Below are 19,228 nucleotides of genomic sequence, written 5' to 3'. Positions count from 1 at the left end.
ATCGGATGCTATTTTCTGAACCAGTTCTTTTAGATAAGTCTCAATCTCTGCCGATAAAATCTTCCTGCGATATTTCACAGACCACACCACATGGTAGTTGATATTGTATCCACAAGTTCTTGAATGTATTAATTTTTCTTTCATACGCATAGTATACTATCATACAGAAAGAAACGCAAGCAAAATCGAACAAACTTTCGATTTCGCTTGCGTTTCAGACGCTTTCATCTCGGCAATTGAATAACCGAGGATTCCCGCTTGTTATCCTAAAAATCCCGCATCTTCCAGGATCGCAGCTTCAATCTCACGGTTTAAGTCATTGTCTTCTACGATCAGAAGACGCTTTCCATAGAAGGTTTTCTTAGCTTCTTCCAAGGATACGGCTTCTGCATCTTTTTCCGGCTTTTCTGACAGCTTCTGATGCAATGATACAATGATTTCAGTTCCTTTTCCAACCTCAGAGGAAACATGGATTTCCCCACCCATGGCATCAATATAGCGCTTCGTAACGGCAAGTCCCAGTCCTGTACCGGTATGTCCGCTGATCGTAGCTGTGTTTTCCCGTTCAAATGGGAGGAATATCTTCTCCAGAAATGCTTTGCCTACTTTTTTACAGAAATTATACTATTTTTTGAAAAATCATGTCAATTGCTTTTACTTGTTTGACGTGTTTTCATAGAATTTTGTCGAGTTTTTATCCGCAATCATAAAGTTTGGTTTATTTCATGCAGATAACAAAAAATCCCCCATCCGGCCGGAAACCCTTAATGTTCCTTGCTTTCTGGGAGATTTTTCTGCTTTCCTATAAGCTCCTGGCCAGACTCGAACCGGCGACCCACGCATTACGAAGCGGCTACTCTGTCCGCTATAAATGGCGTAAATACAGGAACTATTTGGATTATAACTTTGTTCTCCCAGTGTTACCCCAATAATCTATATCCTTTTTTCCTTTGCGTATAATCTTTAAATCTGTTGCGCGTGGACATAACTATCCAGCTCGCTCCGGATAAGAAGTGTTTTTCGAGGCATTACGCGGTAAGCTGGGATAAAACCCTGATTGATCAGTTGATAAATATACGCTTTTTGAACTCCAAGAATACTTGCCGCATCTGGCACGGTGATATATTGTGGAGTTTCTGATGTTTTTTTCTTCGACATAATAGTAATCTCCTTATAAAAATATCTTATCATAATTTATCGTTACTGTTAATGAACTCTCGGTTAATTTGTTCGGGCTACCTTTATTTCTTATCATACTTATTGGCTCCTTATCTGCATCAGCACTGCCGCGATCTGCTCCATCGAAAGCGTGTAGTTTGCTGCCGCAACACGGAACAACAGATCTGGATCCATCTCCAGATAACTATGTACTACTGATACAGCGGACATTACGCCACCTCCTCCTGCTTGTCCTTGATGTAAGCAAGAATTGGCCGGGTTTGCGCATAGTGATAGTACCTTTTCCCGTCTTTTTTTGAGACAACCCGCCCTTTTAAGAGCCCCAGATCACCCCTAAGCTTAGGATTAACTTCGGCACCAGAATTTTTTGCGCAAATAAAATCGTTAACTTGCAGCCAGCATGATTTTGTCATTATTACTGCCAAACGAGCGTCTCTTGCTGCTCCCTCTAACTTATCTAAACTACGGAAAAACAGTGAGCCGTTATAAATGCCCTCCATCACACTCTGCATCACATCCTCAAACGATTCACAGGATATCTTCACTCGGCGCTCAATTTTTTTGTATTGAGTCAGCACCAACGTCCTAAAAGCAGTCTGTTGAATGTGATAGCAACTATCGGAATCGCACATCACGGCATCGTAAAACTCCGTAAACAGTGCATCAAGCTTATCCTGGTCCTGTGTCAAATGTGCCAGCCGGATTTCTTGTAAAATTTGCTCAAAATCCGGTAAAGTCTTTAGGGTTCTTCTCGCTGTCCCATTCATATTGATTTCTTTCATTAGTCTCTCTCCTTTTTCAAAACAGGTCTGTAGTTACCTGTTCATAGCATGGAGACTGAGTTCAAAAATAAAATCAAAATTGAGGCTCAAATGGGCAGACATAAAAAATCCCATCAGCAATATTTAGCCAATGGGATTTCTTAATACAAATATTCTATTATTCACAGCGGTTCAAGAAATCTTCTAAGTCCTCTCTGATACCATCGTTCTCTATATCCGGCAGTAGGGATCGAAGAAAGTCAAGATCATCCTCCGAAATATAACCGGTTTCCAATATGTCCTCTACGCGGTTTCGCGTCATCTGTGCATCTGCATCATAGCGTTCCCAGTTGCTATCCTGGGCATAATCAATCAGATACTCTTTGTAAAATCGTTCTAAAGCTTCCATATAGGATGTCCTCCGTAGTGTATTTTCTCTAAGTATATCGCTTAATAGAATAGCTTTCCATACTTTTTCAGAATATCCTTATCCACTTTGGATTTCTTCATATTCCGGATCATTTGAAAGCAGATAGGAAGATCTTCGGCTTCTGGCATTTCTGTTGACTGGCTTACCCAAGCGGAAAAAATCTCTTCCTCGGTGCCTTTTACTTCATGCTCACAAAGATACTTGAACAAATCACCAGTGATAGTTTCTTTAATCTCTGCCATACAAAAATCTCCCCTTCCCTTACTTAGTCAAACAGATTGTTACGATATCCGTCTTTTCTTTCCTTGCGGACCTTAATGACACTGACAACAGCTACAATCAGCAGAACTAAAACCACCGCCACGATAACGACTGCGTATGGAATCGCCGCCTTTGCATCTTCCTGTGGCGGTGCGGGGTTTTCGGCATCTGCCGCCGTTGCAAGGCCGTCCGGAATTACGACCTGCGGCTTTGATGTACCCAAAGTCAGATCTAAAGCAACCGTTCCATTTTCCACCAAATCAAACGTAGACGAACTCACGGTAAATTCATAATTTCCATCAGCGGATTCCGCCTTACCAATCATATAGTGTCCGACAGGAATTTCTGCACGACCGTTCCAACCACTCTGCCGATACAGCCACAACTCCTCTTTTCTACCGCCGTCATACAGCGTGACGCGGATGTTGCTTTCGCTCCACTCCTTGTCTGGAATGGTAAGTGCTGCAGATATGTACCCGGTCTCTTCCGGGGCGGATGTTTCATACTGTTGCATTTGTTCTAAAACCTTGACCTGCTCTGAAAAGCTGTACTCTGTGCTACCCTCTTCTGATTTCTGTTCTTTTTCCTCTAATTTTTCCGATCCTGCACCATCTTCGTAGCCATAGCCTTCCTCCCAGTCGACCTCGTTTCCGAAAGAATCTGTTGCGGCGTAAGCCAGGGATGCCGCGGTACTAAGAAGTGCGGTGAGAAGCAAGGCGGTGCATAGCTTAATATGTTTCATGGGATAGTCTCCTTTCTGTGTTCGAATGAATGAGTTTCTTCTTATATTAATATGGTGACAGCTGCGGAAAATAAAAACGGATGCGATGTGGTTAGAAAAGAAAAGGCACCAGGAACAATAAATAACAAATTTCCAATGCCTTTCATATACAGAAACCGTCATGCGTGCTACAATAGCTTCATAAACCATACAAGGAGCATTAACCAATGATCGCAAATATCACGATATTATTTGTAGCCCTCTGCATCGGATTTATTGGCAGACGGATTTATGAAAATCACAGAAACCAGAACAAACCAGGAGTGCCTAAAAAGAAGAAATAGCACCTGCTGTCGCTTACCTACCGGCAATTTAAAAAAGACCCTCATATCATTTTTCAAAAAATAAAATAATAAAAGGAGCACGAAAAAATATGACCTTAGAAGTTACAGTTGCTTCGTCATTTCCTACCTCTGTTAATCACCATTTCTCAAGCTTTTATAAATTTGCTCGGTTTCGATGATTTCTCGCTGCAAGGCGTCATACTGTTCCTGTGAGATGTCACCGTTGGCAAGTGCTGTGTTTGCCTGCTCTGCCGCCGTCTTCAGTGTGGTCAGCTTATCATTGGTTTCGGATACCGCATCAGAGAGGAGCTTCTGCTTCTGTGCAAGCAGATCCGTATTACTGGGATCAAGCTTCAACAGCTTTTCGACATCCTTCAGCTGTGCCTGCGTATTCTTAATTTCCGAATTGACACCCTTTAGGGCTGTCTATAGTTTGGTGGTATCGCCGCCGATTTCAACGGTGATCCCCTTTATTCTGCTTGCCGCCATAGCGCACCTCCTCTCTGAAAAATGGGTATAGAAAAAGCACCGTCCAAATAAACCTTGAACGATGCTCTGATAGTTATCGGATTGTTGCTCAATCTTCTATCTCTTTATATTTTGTTTTATTGCAGTGGTCACTGCATCTATATTGAATGGCTTTGAAATGTGTCCGTTCATTCCAGAATCCAAGGATGCCTGTACATCTTCCTTGAATGCATTTGCAGATTGTGCGATGATTGGAATTTTCGCAGCGTCTGGGCGCTCCTTGCTCATTGCACGAATTGCCCTTGCCGCCTGATGCCCATTCATTTTAGGCATCAGGACATCCATTAGAATCACATCATATGTGTCTGCTGGATTGTTGGCAAAACAAGCAACTGCGTCCTGTCCATCTACTGCACGAGTTACATGCATACCTGCTTCTTCGAGCAGCGTGATTGCCAATTCCGCATTCAGCTCATTATCTTCTGCGAGAAGAACCTTTACTCCATTAAGGCTGACATCCTGTATCAGATTCAGCTCAGGTATCTTTTTGGGGTCTGCAAGTTCCATAGGAATTTCTACTGTAAAAGACGAACCACACTCTTTCTTGCTGTGAACCGTAATTGTACCGCCCATCAGTTCTACATATTGCTTGGAAATTGCCATTCCAAGCCCCGTTCCGGCATAGTGTGTTCGTGCGCCGTTATCCTCCTGTGAAAAGGGTTCAAACAGCCTTTTCTGAAATTCTTCACTCATACCAATGCCATTGTCTTTTACCGCATAACTGCTTACAATATGCCGTTCGTCTATGCCCGGTTTGATACTAATTTCAAAAGTAATCGTTCCGCCATCTTTTGTAAACTTGACCGAATTACTCAGAAGATTCGTCAATATCTCACGAATTTTTGTTGCATCCGTCAGAACATAAAGTTCTTTGGGGATGTTGCGATGTATCTCAAATGTTAAATCCCGATTCAGTAGGAGTCCATCCACGATAGCAATCACATTATCTATTAGGACAGGCAAATTCTCCGGCTCAGGTGAGAAGCTTACCTTTCCGTTCTCGATACGGCTAAGATCCAGTACATTATTCAATAACAACAGCAGATGCTCTGAACTTATTTTTACCTTTTGCAGACTATCGTGAATTTCAGATACATTTGTCTGATTCAGTGCAATGTCCGTAAATCCGATAATAGCATTCATAGGTGATCGAATATCATGTGACATGTTAAGTAAGAAGGATGATTTTGCTCTGTTTGCGGTCTCTGCTTTTTCCGCAGCCTCGCGCAACAAAAGCGTCTGTTCAATTTCATCTTCTCTTTTTCTTTTGTAGCCGATAAAGCAGACAGCACAAAGCAAAAACAACACACATCCTGCCATAGCTCCAACATAAACGGATACTCTTCTTGTTCGCTTTACCAGCCCATTCACAGACTGCATATCCATTTCAATGCATAAAGCACCAACTATTTCATCCGAATCGCCCGTTAAATCGCCCGTTACAGGATAACAGGCTGTGAAAATAGGACCCCATGTCGTATCAACAATGTTCTGCGAATACACCGTCTCTCCTGAAAGAGCCTTGTTAATATACGGAATCATTTCTTCCTCAATATAGTCTCCCGGATGTCTGACATCTCCTGCGCTGGGATCCAGACCGTCCACCACATAGATCAGCCTGTTTTCTTCATTTCGGGTGGCGGTGTATAAATATCTGGTTGAATTCAACGTTCGAATTTCATTTAGAAACGAGGAAACCTTGTGATACATTTCTGTATTTTCATCAGATTGATGGCGGAGCGTGGCAAATTCTTCTCTTCCGATTTTTTCATTTACCAATTTATGGATTGCATCTGCATTTTCCATATCACGTTTGAGTTCCGTTTCAAGGGCGATATCTGTATACGATTTTTGCAGAATATATGTATATGCTGATGCCAACAATGTGATTGAAAGCGTCAAAATTGCAAATAAACCTATGGAAAACTTAGTAAATCTCTGCTTTAACTCCTGAATGTCTTTGACTGACTTCTTGTCTGCTTGTGTTTTCATTCAATTTGACTCCACTTTTTATTTCATAGAAATATGTGGAAGGGACTGATGTAAATACCGCATCTGCAGAGCGTGCATTTTTCCATCAGCTGATTCGCTTTTCAGATTTATCCTTTCATTGTTTCCTCATTCGAGGATTTACGTTCTGAAAGGTCAGACAACATTTTCTTGCTCTCTAAAGCTGCTTCTGCCGCTGTTTCTTGCGGCACGTCCAGTTTTAATTCAAATGGAATGCCGTATTCACGAACCACAGTTCTCAGAAACATATTGATCGCAGTTGTCATATTCAGACCGAGTTCATTAAAAATCTCCTCAGCTTGATTTTTGATTTCCTTATCCGTTCGGATGTTCAGATTTGTTGCTGGCATACGCAAAACCTCCACATGGTTTACAGTATACTCACATACTCGTGTCATGTCAATATAGTGTCATTATATGAGCTGTGAGCTGTGAACTTTCTGTTAAAAGGCATCCATGTCAGATTGCGTAGCCATCTGCGAATAGCCTTTATACTCATTATTTCCGCTTTCTGCGTACATATCGTTGACCATTCCTATCGTGAGCAAATCGAGGTCACGAATAGAAATGCCAAGCTGTACGCAGCGCAGCAGCAATAACGGTGTTGTCATTTGGCGGTCAGTTGGGCGAAGTTTTTTTTAGAAGAAACATCCGTCTGCACATTCAGTCCCCACAGTTCGATGATCTTCGGCAGCACCTGGTAAATGGAAAAGGTACTGAATTCATCCAGTCATTTCTCCGGAGAGTCAGGAATAGACGGGTCTGCGTGCTTTGCCATCACATAGGCGATGTTCTCGAACATTTCATATCCAGGTGGGAGTTTTCCGCATCGCCGTTCCCCACCGCTTTGCCGAGCGCATCCAGGTCTTTGTAAATGTCCCTGTGAAACTTGATGCGGTAAATACGGGGAATCGCCGCAGATGCCTTGAACGGCGCCTGCTTTCCGTCAATTTCAATTTTCTGAATCATACTCATGATTTATCACTCCTTCACCCCTGGAAGAATGGAAATAATTGTAGTTTTTCATAAAAAGGTACACCACATATTTTCCAGGCTCATCATCTGGCTGAGCAACTATTAGACCTTTCTGTCCTACATGTGACAAGCGCCAGTCTGTATGTGGTTCTCCAGTCTTCACATTGATTGCAGCTCGCATAATTCCAAAATATGTTTTGTCTGTAAGCATTTATATTCTCCCCTTTCAGCGATTTCTATTAATATAGTGAAAATATCTTCTATGGCGCCTATCTCTACCTTACCATACCTTGTCCATGCAATAAATGAACCCTCAGTTTAAAAATCATCAGCAAATCTGCTGGAAAAAAACTACTGATGACAAGAAAACACCTTTTGTGCGTCCTTCTTCGCAATACGGACATTATGAGAAAGATTGTTCCGTTTTTCTGAAAGCACTTGGCATTAATCAACCGGTTAATGTAGCTGCCAAGTTCTATATGCCCACCCGACGGCGTGTGGATCTGACCAATCTCAATGAAGCCCTGCACGATATTCTGGTCCATTATGGGGTTTTATCCGATGACAATGCAAAGATTATCGTTTCCACCGATGGGAGCCGCGTGTACTGGGATAAAGATAATCCGCGAACTGAAGTGATTATTACAGCGGTAGAGGGAACATTTAGATAAGAAACTGAAAAACGAACTCAGTTCGTTTTTAATATGAAAAGGAGCCTGAGAGATTTCTCAGACTCCTTGATTTTTGTATGAATATATACTATCTTGCTCTGCTTTTCCATTGTCAGCAGAGACACCTACTCCATCTATGGCGCTCGCGTCTACATCGCCTTTTACAGAAGCGGAATCTCCCTCTGATACGGACACCGCTGCATCTGCTTCTCTGTCAGACGCGGTTACAGAATCTACCGTCGTTCCTGAACTGTAACTCATAAGCCGTCCTCTCTTTCCTGACAAAAGTATAGCAGAAACACAGAAAAAAGCGAACTGCCGGAAAGGATACTTTCGTCAATCTGACTGTGGATAAGGTACCAGTTTTACAATAAAAAAGCAGACATAATCAGATGATATCCGTTAAAAAATATGCCTGAAAGATAATCTTTTGTGTATAAGCTTTCAGAAAAGGAACAGCAGAAAAACTATAAACACAGTTTTTTCTTGCTGAACATGATTATCCACAATATAAAAAAATAAAAATTCATCACTTTTTACAATGACTTATGCATACCCTTGAACAGTAACAGGCAATCGTATGGATCATTTTTTCTACATCCAGTGGTTTGGCCAGATGTGCGTTCATACCACAGTCCAGTGCATGGCGTACATCCTCTGCAAAAGCATTAGCGGTCAGTGCGATGATGGGAATGGAAGAAGCATCCGTCCTGTCAAGCTTCCGGATCTGGCGTGTGGCCTCGTATCCGTCCATCAGAGGCATCATAATATCCATAAGTATCACATCAAATGTCCCCTCGGGGTGACGGGAGAAAAGTTTTACAGCTTCCCTGCCATTGGATACTGCAGTTACCACAGCACCTTCCTCTTCAAGGAGTACCTGTGCCACTTCTCTGTTTATTTCATTATCCTCTGCCAGCAGGATCTTTATGCCCTGAATGGAGTTTCGCTCAGATTCTGGCTCAGAAGAGATATCCGTTTCTTCTGCCTCTTCAAATGGCAAAGTGATCACAAAAGTACTTCCGATACCCGGAGTACTGGAAATCTCAATGGTACCCCCCATCTGTTCAAATAGCGCTTTGGCAATGCTCATACCCAGTCCGGTGCCATGATATACACTTCGGGCATCCATATTCTCCTGAGTAAAGGGTTCAAAGATCTTCTCCAGATATTCTTTGTTGATGCCGATTCCCGTATCAGAGATCGTCCATCTGCAGACCAGCTTATGATCATGGGAAGGGAGAGCATGGATCTCCGTATGGATTGCCCCATTTTCTCTGTTGTATTTGATACAGTTACTGTAAATATTCATCATGGCACGACGGAGGTGCAAAGGGCTGCCGTATACAAAGGGATGTGCGTATATCTCCGGTGCGATATGAACGGTGAAATCAATGCCGTTTTTCTGTGCCTGCATATCAATCAGCATCTGTGTCTCTTTTTCATATCTGATCAGATCAAAAGGTTCATGGTTGAGTACAAGTCCGCCATCCTCGATCTTGGACATATCCAGTACATCATTGATAAGAGAGAGCAGATGACTGGCTGAAATGAATGCTTTTTCACGATTACTTTTCAGGACTCCGATATCATTTTCGTGCTTTTTATCAATTTCCAGCAGACCAATGATCCCATTCAACGGCGTACGCATATCGTGGGACATACGGGAAAGAAAATTGGATTTCTCTGCATTGGCACGTTCGGCAGTATCAAGAGCTTCTTTGAGAAGCTTCTGGTGTCTGATTTCTGATTCCACCACATCGTCCACATTCAAAAATCCCAGAACAATGATACCGGAGTCTTCGTTTTTGATAAAGCGGAACTGATAGTAATGGATACCATCCCTGTCATTTATCCGGTAATTCCCCTTGTATTCGGACTGACTGGACAAAACACTCATTACATTATCCAGTTCCAGTGATTCTTCCAGCATTGTACGGTCATCCGGATATACACGCTGCCGGATATAGTCTGAGAGGAAAAGATCATAGGGGTATGTATTGTTGTGTTTTTTGTCCGGAGCAGGGACATCGCGGTCTTCCTGCTTGATCACAGAGAGAGTTTTTTCTCTGGGATTGATCAGGTATACGTTCAGGTAGTTGCTGCTCAGTGTCTGGACAATACTTACCTGTGTCTCATAGGCTTCCTGTGTTCTGGTGACATCCTCACCGTAGAGGATTGCTTCCAGATGGTTATTGGAAGGATTGAGCAGCAGTCTTGTCACATATTTGGAAAGCCTGGTTATATTGTCATCGTAGAGACAGCGGGAAACTCTGGTGACTTCTACCTGACCGTCCTCGTAGCTTTTCATCAGGGAACTGCGGCAAAATGCGTTGATGAAATCGTTTCTGTCCTTTAATACCGGTATAAAACAGCAGTCTCTGCAATAAAATGGTCAATGGAAGCGTCAGCATCTATCTTATAGGCCAAGGCAGAAGTGCCTCCGATCTTCAGAATCTTATCATCTGTAAGGTCGAGATGAAAGTAGCCGGCAGCATGGGTAATGGATGCCAGAAGAGAGTGGAGCTGATTTTCATAGATTTTGCGTGCTGTCACATCATTGTCTTCACAGGCCACTGCAATTACGAAATCCCGATAGTCATCGGCGTTTCCGTTTCTGGCAATGAGCAGATAATAGTAATGGACAGTATCTGTGACAACCCTGAAATGGAATTTGAAAGAGGCTTCCTGAGAAAGTCTTTCCAGCAGGGTTTCATAATTCAGGTGTCTGGACACATAGGAACGCTCATCCGGATGAATATATTTCTGGATGAGAAAATTAAATGACAGCTTATAGTCTGCATTATCTTTAATATCCGCAAAAGCATCAGTAAATCTGGAACGATATACGGAGATTTTCCCGGTTTCCCGGTTTACGCCATAAACAGACATGTAGTCAGAAGCAAGCAGGTTGATGGCACCCAGCAGACGGAGAGAGTTCTCACCTGTGGGAATAGACTTTGACAGGCTTTCTCCTTCGGCTACTGTGCTGAATACAAGTGCATGTCCTCTGCTACCGTCGGGCTGTACAGTCTCTACTGCATCAACTGTCTCATAAATATGACGGATCGGATCCAGGTAGGTCTTTGGCCCCTGTATCCCCAGTGCTACAGGGCAGGGCGGGCATGGGGAATTAAGCCCCATAAGTGCCTTATAGCATTTCACTCCCGGCTGGAGATTGGGGTACAGTTGTTTGGCAGTGTCGTTATAGCTTAGGATATTATAGTCTTTGTCTATGCTGTAATATCCGGATGAGTGTGTGTTCATAATTTTATACTCCTGGTGTTTAGTGCTTTAAAGTATACTCTTTTTACCAAAAAATAGCAATGATAATGGACGAATTTGTAAAGGTTGTACAATGTTTCGATTACTGTTCACTCCGTTCTTAATCATCCATGCAATAAAAAATCCCCCATCCAGCCGGAAACCCTTGATTTTCCTTGCTTTTTGGGAGATTTTTTTACTTACTTATAAAGCTCCTGGCCGGACTCGAACCGGCGACCCACGCATTACGAATGCGTTGCGCTACCAACTGCGCTACAGAAGCGTCCTAACAAAAATGCTTTGGACAAAAATCCAAAGCATATGACCTCATCGGGAATCGAACCCGAGTTTACGCCGTGAGAGGGCGTCGTCTTAACCGCTTGACCATGAGGCCATTCCTTCAGGTAAAACCTGAAGTGAGTCGAGGCGACAAGATTCGAACTTGCGACCTCTGCGTCCCGAACGCAGCGCTCTACCAAACTGAGCCACGCCTCGCTACGTTCAGTAGTATAATATAAATTGTGTTAATTGTCAACAACAATTTGAATCTTTTTTTATTTTATGATTTAAATTTATAATTCCCGGTCCAGCATCGCTTCAAACTCATCCTGCGACATTGGCTTTGCGTAATAAAAGCCCTGAAAATAATCGCAGCCGTTCTTTTTCAAAAACTCCGTCTGCTCCTTCGTTTCCACACCTTCTGCGATCACCTTCATATCGAGACTATGCGCCAGGTCGATCAGCGCAATGAGGATGTTGTCCGTTTTCTTGCTGGTGCCAATTTTCTGTACAAATCCCATATCCAGCTTAATGATATCGAATTCATAGTCGCGCACGGTGCTGAATGAAGAAATTCCGCTTCCAAAATCGTCGATCAGGATCTTCGCTCCCTTTTTCTGCAACCCGGTCAAAAATTTACTTCCGCTTTCGGTAATATCTGCATAAGCAGACTCTGTGAGTTCATAATGGAACATACTGACCGGAATTTTCTTATCATTTACATTTTCCCAGATGCGTCCCATGATGTCTTTGTCCATCAGGTCCATACGGGAAAGGTTTACCGCAACCGGAAGGACCTTTTTTCCCTCCTGTTTTCGTTTCCGGATCATTTCCCTTACCGTTCTGTTTACAAATGTATCCAGCTTGGTAATATGGCCGCTGTTTTCCAGCACTGGGATAAACCGCCCCGGAAGGACCGGATTTTTCTTATCCGGGATCCAACGGACCAGAGCCTCCGCAGAAACGATTTCTTCGGTTTTCGCATCATAGACCGGCTGATAATAGACACAGAACTCATTCTTTTCAATGGCCTGTTCCAGATTGATCATCACACGGCTATTATCATCGTATTCCATTTTCATGCTTTCATCGTAAATGGAATACGGCTGCACATACTGGTTAGAAATATAATTCTTTGCCAGCTTTGCCCGGTCGCACATATCCGATACGCTTAACGTACACTGTTTCGGGACATAATAAATGCCGCAACGCCCATGGAGTTCAATGTCTGTCTTTCCGTCATGATAAGAATAATGCAAAAGCTGGTTCATCTGATCTAACTTTAAGTTAGCGGTATCCACGAACGCCACAAAACGGTCTGCCTCCATACGAGCCGTTACGAGTGGTTTCAGGAAGCTTTTTTCCAGAGCATCCACGATTTTCTTTAAAATACGGTCTCCCTTCTCGTAACCAAACAGATCATTAATGGCTTTAAAGCGCTGGATATTAAAAAACAAAATTGCATACTGGGCATCGGACTGTTTTCGCAGGATTTCACCCACCTGCCGGAGAAATCCTGCACGGTTTGGAAGTCCTGTAAGCGGATCTGTTTCCAGTTCTTTTGTCATATCGTCCGCAACCAGCAACAGCATATTTTCAGATTTGTCAAACCAGTAATAAGTATAGCGTTCCGTCAGCTATCAGTTGTCTGCGCGGCAAACGAATGCATTCCCTTCTCTTCCATTGTTTTTCTTAAAAATGTAAGATTGGTTTTGGAAAGGAAACGTTCCCTGTCATTTGGATGAATATGATGCCCGCAAACCAGCTCTGCTGCTTTTTTATATGGGATATTTTTACGTTTCTTTATGTCGATGTCTTCCAAATGGCAACTGCGGAAATTTATGATTTCCCGGTCCAGGCTGATCAGGCTGAGCAGCTTATAATCTTTCTGGTAAAGCACTTCGTTGGTAACATTATCCAGATATTCCTGTGTGATATCTTCGATAAACATTTGGGCTTCCACATGGCCGGTGACCGTGTTTTCAAATAGATAAATAGTCACCTTATCTACCAGCATCATATCTCTATTTACAAGATGACACCGGTATACCAGAAACCGTTTTCCATGTTTATATTCACGTAAAAGTGAGGAAACACTGAATTCTTTTTTCATGGTTTCCAATACTTTCGGCGTGGATGCATATACAAAAACATGACGTTCCATCCATGCTTCCATGGTTTCTTTCGTGTCATTTTCCTGTCGTCTTCCCTGGCGCATAACTGCAAGAATGATTCCATCTGTTATGTCAATGTGCAGTGCTTTTCTTAATCGCTCTGTTTGTTCTGTCTGTAAAACCACAATCACACCTCATTCAAATAAATACTCGTAATGATTTTCGTATCGTCAGCGTTATCGGCACTGCTTTTTATGCTTCAAGCAGCTTCATGACCATCTCACGGTCAAATGTCACTTCTGCAACATGATTCACTTCGATCTGGTATAATGCATTTGCCGCAATATGCTCTGCTGCCTGCTCCAGATCACGGATCCCGCTGGTCCCAGCAAAGAATTCTACCACCGCATCCAGGCCATCCGATGCCACATTGCACTCTCCGTCTTTTAATCCCATACGTTTTAATACCTTCGGCAGTGCAAATCTGGAAAAGATGATTTTCTTTTCCTCTGCCGTATAATCCGGGATATCGATCACCGCAAAACGTGACATGAGCGGCGCGCTGATCTGGGATTTATCGTTGGCTGTTGCAATCGGATAAACACCGACGGTTGGAATCATACATTCCATGTAGTTGTCAGTAAAACCAAGATTATCGAGCAGTGTCAGCAGTACATCGGCCGGATTTCCGTTTCCTTTTCCGGAAGCTGCCTTATCCAGCTCATTGATGATAAATACCAGGTTGGACTCCCCTGCCATGGAAAAGGCATCCATGATAATGCCCGGCTTTGCGTTCGCGTAGATACGGGAGCTGCCGGTCAGCTGCTCCGGATCGTTGATGGAGCTCATATCCAGGGTGGTCCATGGAAGCTTTAAGATACGGGCTACTGCGTAGGCGATCTGGGACTTTCCGGTTCCGGCAGGTCCTACTAATAAAAGTCCATAGGCAGGAAGAGTGTGCGTACGGTTGATCTGGATAATGGTCTCAATGATACGCTGTTTTACGCGTTCCATTCCGTACAATTCTTCATCCAGGATCCGGCGTGCTTCCTTCGGATCGATCGATTCAAAGTAATTGCTCTTCCACTGGACATTCATCATAATAGAAAGTGCGCGCTGCGCATGGCGGCGTTCCTCCGGGGATACCTCATGGGAACGCGCTACTGCCAGGTTTCTCCGCGCCCAGAGACGGATGTTGTCCGGAAGGGTTCTTCCAGCACAATTCATGAAATCCGTGATACTCTGAATGCTGGTCAGTTTCATGTCGTCGCCAGCTTCTTCCAGGCTTTCATCGACTACGTTCTCGCCCGGCGCATTGCTCGCAAACAGCCGCTCGATCATAAACTGTAAAAAGCCGTCTTCTGCCGAAAGCTTGGTGCCGCCGCCAAACGCCGTCTCCCGGATTTTGTAAACAGCATACCCTTCCGGACGGTTTTCGCCTGACAGACGGACGCTGATATGATTTTCTCCAAGCCATTTTAACAAGCTGACAAAGCGGGCATCAATTTTTAAAATATCGGCGCTTACCGTGCCATCCTTCTCCTGAAATTCGAAGGTGGTACGTTTTACCGGATTCGTAAACATTCCGCAGGAATGATGCTGCCATTTCCGTTTTTTGTTATCGAGGACAAGGATCGGTTTTTCCGGAGATGCCTCCGGCTCACTCGACTGAAATGTGGTATACGTGCACTCGCCCGGATTCTTTGCGTCCGGAGCATCGCTGAAATCAAATACTGGCATACGGTTTTCCCCTTTTATCTCAAGTATCGTCTAATATCATATGATCTGATGTCAATCACAATATTCTGAATCACAATATTCTGAATCACCATATTCAATGTAACATATTTCTTTTCTGTCAACAAGTCTTTCGATTATTATAAAGAAACATAACTACAGCCATCACACAGATCGTCAGATAGCCGATCACACTCAAGAAATCCGGCACCTGGCTGAACAAAAGAAATCCTAACAGGGCAGAAAAGATGATCTGTGAATAATCGTACACCGAAATCTCGCGCGCCGGAGCATTGCAGTAAGCCGCAGTAATGCTGAACTGACCACCGGATGCCGCAAGTCCTGCAAGCAGAAGAAATCCAAGCTGGGACGCACTCATCGGATGGTAATGCAAAAGCAGGTACGGCAAAGAAACCAGGCAGGAAAAACCGGAAAAGAAAAAGACGATAAAAGGTCCTTTTTCTCCCCGCTCTCCCAAAAGCCGTACAAAGGTATACGCAACACCTGCAAACAGACCGCCGCAAAGTCCGATCAGTGACGGTACCAGTGCCATGTTGGCAAAGGTCGGTTTTAAAATGAACAAGCTTCCGATAAAAGCACCGACTACGCAAAATGCCTGTGTTGGCTTTACTTTTTCGCCAAGGATCAGAAAGCTGAATACAATGGCGAAAAACGGCGACATCTTATTTAACATGGAAGCATCTGCCAAAACCAGGTGGTCGACCGCATAAAAGTTGCAGAAAATTCCCAGCGTTCCAAACGTAGAACGCAGGATCAGATACCCGAGATTTTTCTTTGCATCAGTCAGCCAGATCTTATTTTTGATCAGAAGGATCACAGCAAAGAAAAATGCGATCAGATTCCGGAAAAAACTCTTCTGCACAGACGGGATATCTCCGGCGAGGCGCACAAACACACTCATCAGGGCAAAGCAGAATGAGGACAATACAATATAAAGGATTGCTTTATGTTTCCGGTTCATGCTCAAGCTCCTCAAAACCAAAATCCGCATAATCTTCCGGCAGGAAACGGTGATAAATGATGTGGCAGCCTTCATCCTTAAAGCAATAATAATAAGAATCTTTTGCGCCTTCTGCGAACCGGATCAAAAGATCAAATTCATCACCCTTTACCGGCTTCACAATAATCGGCCATGGCTGTTTTTCAAACAATGCTTTGATTTCTTCCATGGTACAGTCATGGCGTCCGACCAGTTCGACCAGCTCTTTGATAAATTCGTTTGGAAGCGTGTTTTCCTTCACATATACAACGCCTTCCTCCGGAATCAGGAAGCAAAAGCGTTCCTTCTTTGCAGAAACCGTGATCTTTCCCAGGTGTGGTTCTGCCTCCCTGCAAAAGTCAGAAAGCAGCGTGAGCATTTCCTGCTCCCCGCATGATTTTCCAGTCAGGTGCATAAGGGAGCTCAGCGGATAGTACAGACGGATACACTCCTTCCGGTAACCAAGCTTGGCCTGTTCCTCTTTGACCAGATCGATGATATTTTGTTCCAGTTTTTCAAATTGCATTTGTTGTTAGTCTCCTTATTACATTCCATTTTCCCTGCTGTAGTCTTCATTTTCCATATACAGCAAAAATAGGGATGCCGGCCTTTTTTGCCTGAACATCCCTCATTTTTTGATCATTTTTTTAAACTTCGGTCATCTGAAAGCCCTTTGCTGCCAGACATTTTTCTACGAACTCACAATCGTCTGTGTGAAGAACCATGACCGGCTTTCCAGACTGACGGTTGAAAGACAGATACTGGTAATTGACATTGATATTGCTCTCTAAGAATGCTGCCAGAACCCGGTTTAAGCTTCCCACTTCATCCTCTACTTCGATGCCGAGTACATTGGTGAGACGGCATAAGTAACCGGCCTCAGTCAGGATTTTCTGTGCCTTTTTCGGATCAGTAACCACCATGCGGATGATTCCGTATTCCGCACTGTCATTTGTGACAGAACCAAGAATATTGATATCGGCATCCGTCAAAATTCCGGTAACGATCTTAAGCGCACCCTTTTTATTTTCCGCGTATACAGATACCTGCTTTAACATGCTCTATTTCCTCACTTTCCATTTTCCAACGATTTGTCTATTTACATACAGATTTTTAGTTTTCTTCTTTTATTTTAAACGAAAAATAAGATTCGTCAACATGTTATTCTTTTAGAGTGCAAAAGTTTTCAGTATTTTATCGGTGCTTTTTATCTATGCTTCCAATGCACGGATCAGATTCACCATCTCGATGGCACCGGTCGCGCACTCATACCCTTTATTTCCTGCCTTACTGCCTGCACGCTCGATTGCCTGCTCAATGTTATCGGTGGTCAGTACACCAAACATCACCGGAATGTCACTGTTTAAAGAGACATTTGCAATCCCCTTGGAGACTTCACTGCATACATAATCATAGTGGCTTGTGCTTCCACGGATCACGGCACCCACACAGATTACCGCATCATACTTTTTACTTTTCGCCATCTTCGACGCGATCAGGGGGATTTCAAAGGCACCTGGCACCCACGCGATATCAATATCTTCCTCTTTGACATCGTGGCGTTTTAAACCATCCAGTGCCCCGCCAACCAGCTTTGACGTAATAAATTCATTAAATCTTGCTGCCACAATTCCTACACGGATTCCTTTTGCTACTACATTTCCTTCCAGTACTCTCATATGTTTGTCCTCTTTCTTCATAATATATTATAAAATGATATTGCAACAGATTTTTTACCCTCTAATACCGCAGCAGATGCCCCATACGCTGCTGCTTGGTCCGCAGGTAAAACAGATCGTATTTCGTCGCGCTCATCTGGATCGGCACACGCTCTTTGATGGTCATGCCAAACTCCGAAAGCTGGTATACTTTATCCGGATTGTTGGTGAGCAGGCGCATGCTCTTTACTCCAAGATCCCGCAGGATCTGTGCACCGATGTAATATTCCCGTTCATCCCCGGCAAAACCAAGTGCCAGATTAGCCTCCAGGGTATCCATGCCCTTTTCCTGCAGTTCATAGGCCTTCAGCTTGTTGATCAGACCGATGCCGCGTCCTTCCTGCCGCATGTAAAGGAGAATACCACGTCCTTCTTTTTCAATCTGGGTCATGGCTGCCGCAAACTGCTGGCCACAGTCACAGCGCAGGGAACCAAACGTATCGCCGGTCAGACATTCCGAATGAATCCGGCAAAGGACATCTTCCCCATCTCCAATCTCACCTTTTACCAGTGCGACATGATGTTCGCCATTTAATCGGTTTACATAGCCGTAAGCCACAAATTCTCCGTATTTGGTCGGCATTTTCGTCACAGTCACCCGGTCAACCAGTTGATCCTGGGATTTCCGGTAATTTTTCAGGTCCTGGATCGTGATGAATTTTAAGTCCCATGTTTTTGCCAGTTCCTGCAATTCGCTGGTGCGCATCATGGTTCCGTCCTCCCGCATGATCTCACAGCAAAGCCCGCATTCCTTTAATCCGGCCAGGCGGCACAGATCCACGGTAGCTTCCGTGTGTCCTTCCCGTTCCAGAACACCATTCTTTTTTGCCAGCAGCGGGAACATGTGTCCCGGTCTGCGAAAGTCCTCCGGCTTTGCATCCTCTGCCACACAGCGCATGGCCGTGACGGAGCGCTCTGCTGCGGAAATTCCGGTCGTCGTATCGACACAATCAATCGAAACCGTAAACGCTGTCTCATGGTTGTCTGTATTATTGGTCACCATCTGAGGAATCTGCAGTTTCTTTACATATTCCTCGGACATCGGCATGCAGATCAGTCCTTTTCCATGGGTTGCCATGAAATTGATATTTTCCGTCGTGGCAAACTCTGCCGCACAGATGAAATCTCCCTCATTTTCCCGGTCCGGATCATCGGTCACCAGAATGATATGTCCTTTGCGAAGTTCTTCTAACGCTTCTTCTACGGTATTGTATTGAAATGCCATAATTTTTCCCT

The 19,228-nt window shown here is 43.8% G+C and carries 24 protein-coding genes, 3 tRNA genes and 2 pseudogenes; 1 reads left to right on the top strand and 28 read right to left on the bottom strand.

The features are described 5' to 3' along the window. From DXA97_RS09470 to DXA97_RS09415, 14 genes and pseudogenes are all read right to left on the bottom strand, one after another. On the bottom strand, positions 1 to 144 hold a 144-nt coding region (locus DXA97_RS09470), incomplete at its 3' end, for a transposase (protein WP_182436855.1). Positions 145 to 261: 117 nt separating this feature from the next. Continuing rightward, positions 262 to 582 carry an ATP-binding protein gene (locus DXA97_RS09465; protein WP_279221154.1) on the bottom strand — a complete coding sequence of 107 codons (321 nt, stop codon included), beginning with the start codon at positions 580 to 582 and terminating at the stop codon, positions 262 to 264. Between the two features lie 381 nt (positions 583 to 963). After that, positions 964 to 1,158: a helix-turn-helix domain-containing protein gene (locus DXA97_RS09460; RefSeq protein ID WP_182436854.1), complete on the bottom strand. Its 195-nt coding sequence runs from the start codon at positions 1,156 to 1,158 to the stop codon at positions 964 to 966. Between the two features lie 99 nt (positions 1,159 to 1,257). Beyond that, on the bottom strand, positions 1,258 to 1,389 hold the full coding sequence (locus DXA97_RS21555) for a hypothetical protein (protein WP_279221152.1): 132 nt from the start codon (positions 1,387 to 1,389) through the stop codon (positions 1,258 to 1,260). Continuing rightward, entirely contained in the window at positions 1,389 to 1,961 is a 573-nt protein-coding gene (locus DXA97_RS09455) for a hypothetical protein (RefSeq protein WP_118719769.1), read from the bottom strand. Before DXA97_RS09455 ends, DXA97_RS21555 begins: the two co-directional genes overlap by 1 nt. A 157-nt stretch (positions 1,962 to 2,118) precedes the next feature. Next, positions 2,119 to 2,349, bottom strand: a complete 231-nt coding sequence (locus DXA97_RS09450; RefSeq protein WP_118719767.1) for a hypothetical protein — start codon at positions 2,347 to 2,349, stop codon at positions 2,119 to 2,121. 41 nt (positions 2,350 to 2,390) lie between these two features. Continuing rightward, complete coding sequence (locus DXA97_RS09445) at positions 2,391 to 2,612, bottom strand: hypothetical protein (RefSeq protein ID WP_118719765.1); 222 nt, start codon at positions 2,610 to 2,612, stop codon at positions 2,391 to 2,393. 23 nt (positions 2,613 to 2,635) lie between these two features. Continuing rightward, positions 2,636 to 3,373, bottom strand: a complete 738-nt coding sequence (locus DXA97_RS09440) for a hypothetical protein (protein ID WP_118719763.1) — start codon at positions 3,371 to 3,373, stop codon at positions 2,636 to 2,638. A 470-nt stretch (positions 3,374 to 3,843) separates the two neighbouring features. Continuing rightward, positions 3,844 to 4,185: pseudogene (locus DXA97_RS09435) on the bottom strand (phage tail tape measure protein); the annotation flags it as partial. 96 nt (positions 4,186 to 4,281) lie between these two features. Continuing rightward, positions 4,282 to 6,216 (bottom strand): ATP-binding protein, encoded by a 1,935-nt coding sequence (locus tag DXA97_RS09430; protein ID WP_118719761.1) that lies wholly within the window; start codon positions 6,214 to 6,216, stop codon positions 4,282 to 4,284. 107 nt (positions 6,217 to 6,323) lie between these two features. After that, positions 6,324 to 6,584, bottom strand: a complete 261-nt coding sequence (locus DXA97_RS09425) for a type II toxin-antitoxin system RelB/DinJ family antitoxin (RefSeq protein WP_118719759.1) — start codon at positions 6,582 to 6,584, stop codon at positions 6,324 to 6,326. 93 nt (positions 6,585 to 6,677) lie between these two features. Next, the gene (locus DXA97_RS20150) at positions 6,678 to 6,845 is read right to left on the bottom strand and encodes a hypothetical protein (protein ID WP_182436853.1); all 168 of its coding nucleotides are present in this window, start codon (positions 6,843 to 6,845) and stop codon (positions 6,678 to 6,680) included. Then, positions 6,842 to 7,209, bottom strand: a pseudogene (locus DXA97_RS09420) (hypothetical protein). The gene DXA97_RS20150 and the pseudogene DXA97_RS09420 overlap by 4 nt, the downstream one beginning before the upstream one ends. Beyond that, on the bottom strand, positions 7,187 to 7,420 hold the full coding sequence (locus tag DXA97_RS09415; protein ID WP_118719757.1) for a hypothetical protein: 234 nt from the start codon (positions 7,418 to 7,420) through the stop codon (positions 7,187 to 7,189). The pseudogene DXA97_RS09420 and the gene DXA97_RS09415 overlap by 23 nt, the downstream one beginning before the upstream one ends. Before the next feature lie 94 nt (positions 7,421 to 7,514). On the opposite strand from DXA97_RS09415, the gene DXA97_RS09410 reads away from it, so the two are divergent. Next, complete coding sequence (locus DXA97_RS09410) at positions 7,515 to 7,880, top strand: hypothetical protein (RefSeq protein ID WP_147355555.1); 366 nt, start codon at positions 7,515 to 7,517, stop codon at positions 7,878 to 7,880. 57 nt (positions 7,881 to 7,937) lie between these two features. On the opposite strand, the gene DXA97_RS09405 is transcribed toward DXA97_RS09410, so the two are convergent. The 14 genes from DXA97_RS09405 to DXA97_RS09340 form a co-directional block, all read right to left on the bottom strand. Beyond that, entirely contained in the window at positions 7,938 to 8,141 is a 204-nt protein-coding gene (locus DXA97_RS09405) for a hypothetical protein (RefSeq protein WP_118719753.1), read from the bottom strand. Positions 8,142 to 8,409: 268 nt separating this feature from the next. Then, a complete protein-coding gene (locus DXA97_RS09400) occupies positions 8,410 to 10,191 on the bottom strand; it encodes a response regulator (protein ID WP_118719751.1) in 1,782 nt (593 codons plus the stop codon). A gap of 44 nt (positions 10,192 to 10,235) precedes the next feature. Further along, positions 10,236 to 11,147 carry a hypothetical protein gene (locus tag DXA97_RS09395; RefSeq protein WP_118719749.1) on the bottom strand — a complete coding sequence of 304 codons (912 nt, stop codon included), beginning with the start codon at positions 11,145 to 11,147 and terminating at the stop codon, positions 10,236 to 10,238. A 207-nt stretch (positions 11,148 to 11,354) separates the two neighbouring features. Next, positions 11,355 to 11,427: transfer RNA gene (locus DXA97_RS09390), tRNA-Thr, on the bottom strand. A 39-nt stretch (positions 11,428 to 11,466) separates the two neighbouring features. Beyond that, positions 11,467 to 11,538: transfer RNA gene (locus DXA97_RS09385), tRNA-Glu, on the bottom strand. A 27-nt stretch (positions 11,539 to 11,565) separates the two neighbouring features. Next, a tRNA-Pro gene (locus DXA97_RS09380) sits at positions 11,566 to 11,639 on the bottom strand. Between the two features lie 77 nt (positions 11,640 to 11,716). Then, positions 11,717 to 12,991, bottom strand: a complete 1,275-nt coding sequence (locus tag DXA97_RS09375; RefSeq protein WP_182436852.1) for a bifunctional diguanylate cyclase/phosphodiesterase — start codon at positions 12,989 to 12,991, stop codon at positions 11,717 to 11,719. Positions 12,992 to 13,056: 65 nt separating this feature from the next. Then, positions 13,057 to 13,722, bottom strand: coding sequence for a hypothetical protein (locus DXA97_RS09370; RefSeq protein WP_118719745.1), 666 nt, complete (start codon positions 13,720 to 13,722; stop codon positions 13,057 to 13,059). A 67-nt stretch (positions 13,723 to 13,789) separates the two neighbouring features. Next, positions 13,790 to 15,277: an AAA family ATPase gene (locus DXA97_RS09365; protein ID WP_118719743.1), complete on the bottom strand. Its 1,488-nt coding sequence runs from the start codon at positions 15,275 to 15,277 to the stop codon at positions 13,790 to 13,792. A 118-nt stretch (positions 15,278 to 15,395) separates the two neighbouring features. Further along, complete coding sequence (locus tag DXA97_RS09360; protein WP_182436851.1) at positions 15,396 to 16,256, bottom strand: DMT family transporter; 861 nt, start codon at positions 16,254 to 16,256, stop codon at positions 15,396 to 15,398. Further along, positions 16,240 to 16,800: a DUF3877 family protein gene (locus DXA97_RS09355; RefSeq protein WP_118719739.1), complete on the bottom strand. Its 561-nt coding sequence runs from the start codon at positions 16,798 to 16,800 to the stop codon at positions 16,240 to 16,242. Before DXA97_RS09355 ends, DXA97_RS09360 begins: the two co-directional genes overlap by 17 nt. Positions 16,801 to 16,921: 121 nt before the next feature. Next, positions 16,922 to 17,332 (bottom strand): ACT domain-containing protein, encoded by a 411-nt coding sequence (locus tag DXA97_RS09350; protein WP_118719737.1) that lies wholly within the window; start codon positions 17,330 to 17,332, stop codon positions 16,922 to 16,924. Positions 17,333 to 17,485: 153 nt separating this feature from the next. Continuing rightward, positions 17,486 to 17,953 (bottom strand): 6,7-dimethyl-8-ribityllumazine synthase, encoded by a 468-nt coding sequence (gene ribE / locus DXA97_RS09345; protein WP_118542984.1) that lies wholly within the window; start codon positions 17,951 to 17,953, stop codon positions 17,486 to 17,488. A 61-nt stretch (positions 17,954 to 18,014) separates the two neighbouring features. Beyond that, positions 18,015 to 19,217 carry a bifunctional 3,4-dihydroxy-2-butanone-4-phosphate synthase/GTP cyclohydrolase II gene (locus tag DXA97_RS09340; RefSeq protein WP_118719735.1) on the bottom strand — a complete coding sequence of 401 codons (1,203 nt, stop codon included), beginning with the start codon at positions 19,215 to 19,217 and terminating at the stop codon, positions 18,015 to 18,017. Positions 19,218 to 19,228 lie beyond the last annotated feature (11 nt).

This window comes from Clostridium sp. OF09-36 (assembly GCF_003481985.1).
GTDB lineage: Bacteria > Bacillota > Clostridia > Lachnospirales > Lachnospiraceae > Brotaphodocola.
The sequence above is the reverse complement of the archived record's forward strand: the minus strand, read 5'-3'. Positions and strand labels throughout refer to the sequence as shown.